This window comes from Pseudomonas sp. P5_B2 (genome assembly GCF_056400445.1).
In genome coordinates, this window is the sequence record NZ_JBFULH010000439.1 from 1 (window position 1) to 3477 (window position 3477).

The 3477-nt window shown below is 56.6% G+C and carries 1 protein-coding gene; it reads left to right on the forward strand.

The window, feature by feature from the left end; all coding sequences use genetic code 11:
• Positions 1–75: 75 nt before the first annotated feature.
• Positions 76–3477, forward strand: a 3402-nt coding sequence (locus AC1DRJ_RS21965; protein WP_477803994.1) for an NEL-type E3 ubiquitin ligase domain-containing protein, incomplete at its 3' end; no start/stop codon positions are given.

Below are 3477 nucleotides of genomic sequence, written 5' to 3' on the forward strand. Positions count from 1 at the left end.
CAATGGCACAAACCGGTACCGTTTGAACAAACCCCGGTATGGCGGCCTGAACCCGTTGAGAATCCGCATTTGCCAATGACTCATGATCGAGTCGGCGACGATTTCTGGACCTATGACTTCCATCAGAAACTGAACAAGATCCTCAATGATGCCAGGGTCAGGGCGGTCCCCACCGACGATGAGGACGAACGTTCACGTTGGGCCCGATGGGACAGCTTCCAGAAAATAGCGCTGGCTATTGTTCAAGTGGCCGTATTGGTGGCCGCCCCCTTTGTGCCTCTGCTTGGCGAGCTGATGCTGGCCTATACCGTCTATCAATTACTGGATGAAACATTCGAAGGCATTATTGAGTGGGCAGAAGGGCTGCGAACCGAAGCCGCCGAGCATCTATTCGGCGTGTTTGAAAGCCTCATCCAACTGGGAGCATTCGCGGTAGGTGGCAAGGTGCTGGGTGAACTGCTGCCCTTCAAATCGTCCCCGTTTGTTGAGCGCATGAAAGTCGTGGAGATGGGCAGCGGGCAATCTCGGTTATGGAACCCGAACCTTGAGCGTTACACGTTACCGGTGACGCTGAGCGAGAGCGCTCGACCTGACGCCAAGGGGATTTATCGGCATGAGGGACAAGAAGTACTTGCGCTAGATAGCAGGCTTTTTGCGATCAGGCAGGAGCCCGGCCTGGATCAGTACCACATTCAACATCCTGCCCGAGCCGATGCCTATTCGCCCCGGCTCGCCCATAACGGCGTCGGCGCCTGGACCCACGAAGCAGAACGCCCTGAGGCGTGGCAGGGAGACACGCTGATGCGGCGTCTGGGGCACAGCGTCGAGACATTTTCCGATCAGACTCTTGAGCAGATTCGCACGACCAGCGGGGTGGAAGATAACGTACTGCGCAGGCTGCATGTCGAGCATGAGCGGCCACCCGCATTGCTGGTCGAAACGATCAGACGCTTCAAGGCCGACCAGGAGATTCAGGCGTTCATCGAGCAGATGAGCAGCGACGACCCTGAGGTATTCGGCAAAGCGGACCGGAAGACCCAACTGGAACTGCTGACGCGCCATGGAAAATGGCCGCAGTTTCGTGGGATCGAGTGGCTGGACGGTGAGGGCAAGGTGCTTTGGAACCATGTACCGGAGTCGGCCACGGTTCCGCTGTTGCAAATCAGAGAGTCGAAGGGCGGTTCTGGCGATCTGGCAAAAACACTGCTGCGGGGCCTGGACGAGTCGCAGATCAGATACTTGCTCGAGGAGGCGGGCATGGGACCTGTTGCCCTTGATGTGCGAGCCTCCCGGTTGCGTGCGCTGATTGCCGGATTGGCCAAGGACAGAGCAGCCAAACTGGTCGATTCCCGCTATAAGCTCTTCGAGCGTGCAGGCGATACGAATGTCAGTCCGCATGTTCAGATGTTGCGTAACGACTTTACTCAGCTGCCGCGAACGGTTGCGGAAGAACTGTTGATCGACGCCACGTCTGCAGAACGACTGCAAATGAGCGAAGGGCGGCAAATACCATTGCGTCTTCGACAGTCTGCCCGGGCTGCAATGCTTGAGTTACGTGTCCTGCGTAGCTACGAGGGGTTGTATCTGAAGTCGAGTGAAAACGTCGATACTGCACGGTTGGTCTTGCACAGCCTGGAGATGCTGGCGGGGTGGTCGCACAATCTTCGTCTCGAAATCCGCAGTATGGCGTTAGACGGGCCGCTGCTGGACAGTGTCGGGCCGCTGGAGGCATTTGAACGAAAAGTCTTGGTGCTGAGCGATGAGGGCGCTTTTCAGTCCTATGACGCCGAGGGTAATGCCCTGCATGGTATTGATGATCTATACACCTCGATCTTACAGGCGTTGCCGGATTCCAGTCGTAATGCACTGGGCTACGACATTGGCCAGGGGACTCGGTTGAAACAAACCCTGCAAAAGGCGCCGTTGGCGCAGAAAGCCTTTCGCGAGGTCCTTTTGCAGCACCCGGTTCGCAAGCCTGCCTATGACCCTGCTGTCATGCGGTTAAGGGGGGGCATGCAGGGTTATGAGGCGTTGGCGGTTGGACCGGACTTGGTATCCACGCCAATGGAACGCTTCAAGACGCTTTATCCGCGCACGACGACCGATACCTTTGCCGCGTTCATGCAGTCCTTTGCTACTGAAGCACAGGCCGTGGACGCCATCAGGACGCGAGAAGTCGAGTTTGACGGGCTGACCAAAGCGCTTGATAACTGGGTGGCGATTGAGAAAGGTGAACTTTTGCCGRTGGATCAGCGCTATCACAAAGGGCGCTTTGCCAAAGCTCTCAAGCAATGTTGGCAGGCTGGGGGGGAGTTGATGCCGGAAGGCTATACCCTGGATCTGAACTTTCATTGGCCGAGTGATTTTCTGGAGTATCTGCCGGCATTGGACGCGGACTTCCGTCACGTCAGTGCGCTGCAGTTTCGCCATGTTGAGTTGCGTACTGATATCACCGGTTTTCTTGAGTATTTTCCGAACTTGAGAACGCTCGACTTGAGTGATAACGCTCTGGCAGTGCCGCCTCTATTACAAGCAAACCTGCCGGTGCTTGAGCACTTGAATCTGTCCAACAACCAACTGGCGCTGACGGTTCAAAGCGAGACTGATCTGGGCGGGCTGACGTATCTGCAATCCTTGAGGCTGGGCAATAACCCAACATTGGGTCGGGTGCCGGATATCAGCAGGATGCCCGAACTGAATCAACTGGATCTGCACAATACAGGTGTAACCGAATGGCCAACTGGCCTGTTTGCGTTAGCGAGGCCGCGCACCTTCGAACTGGACTTGCAAGGAAACCCGATCGAACAGGTTCCGCACGTCGCTGCAGGTTCAGAGCAGGCACGCCTCGTTGCCCGAACCCGCTTGAATCGCGATCAGCTCAGTGATCAAAGCCGTCAGCAGTTTCACGACACGATGCGCTCGGTGGGTTACGACGCGACCCGCAGTTACCCGCCCAAGGGTGAGGAAACCAGTATTTACTGGCTTGAGGCGCTGGCTGGCGAGCAGCAAGAAGCCAGGCAAAAAACCTGGGATGAACTTGAGCGAGAGCCAAACGCTCAAGGGTTTTTTGAGGTGCTGGAACAACTCGGTGAGTCAGCCGACTACGTCGATGAAGCCTACCGCCCAGGGCTGACAGATCGGGTGTGGCGAATGCTCGACGCCGCATCAGAGAACACGGCGCTGCGTGAAGAGTTGTTCCGAATGGCGAGCAACCCGGACTCGTGCGCAGATGCTGGCGCGCAGATTTTCAATGAAATGGGAGGCAAAGTGCTGACCCATGAAGCGTATCTGGCAGGCAGTCCTGAGCAGATCGAAGCCAGCCTGGTCAGACTGGCCAAGGGTAAGTCACGCCTGGATCAGGTGAATGAAATTGCCCGAGCGACTATTAAGAGTCGGTTACAGGCAGGGGAAACTTTCCAGGCGCTCGACGAGGACGGTGAAATCTCCGGGACTATTGATGAGGTGGAAGTTTACCTG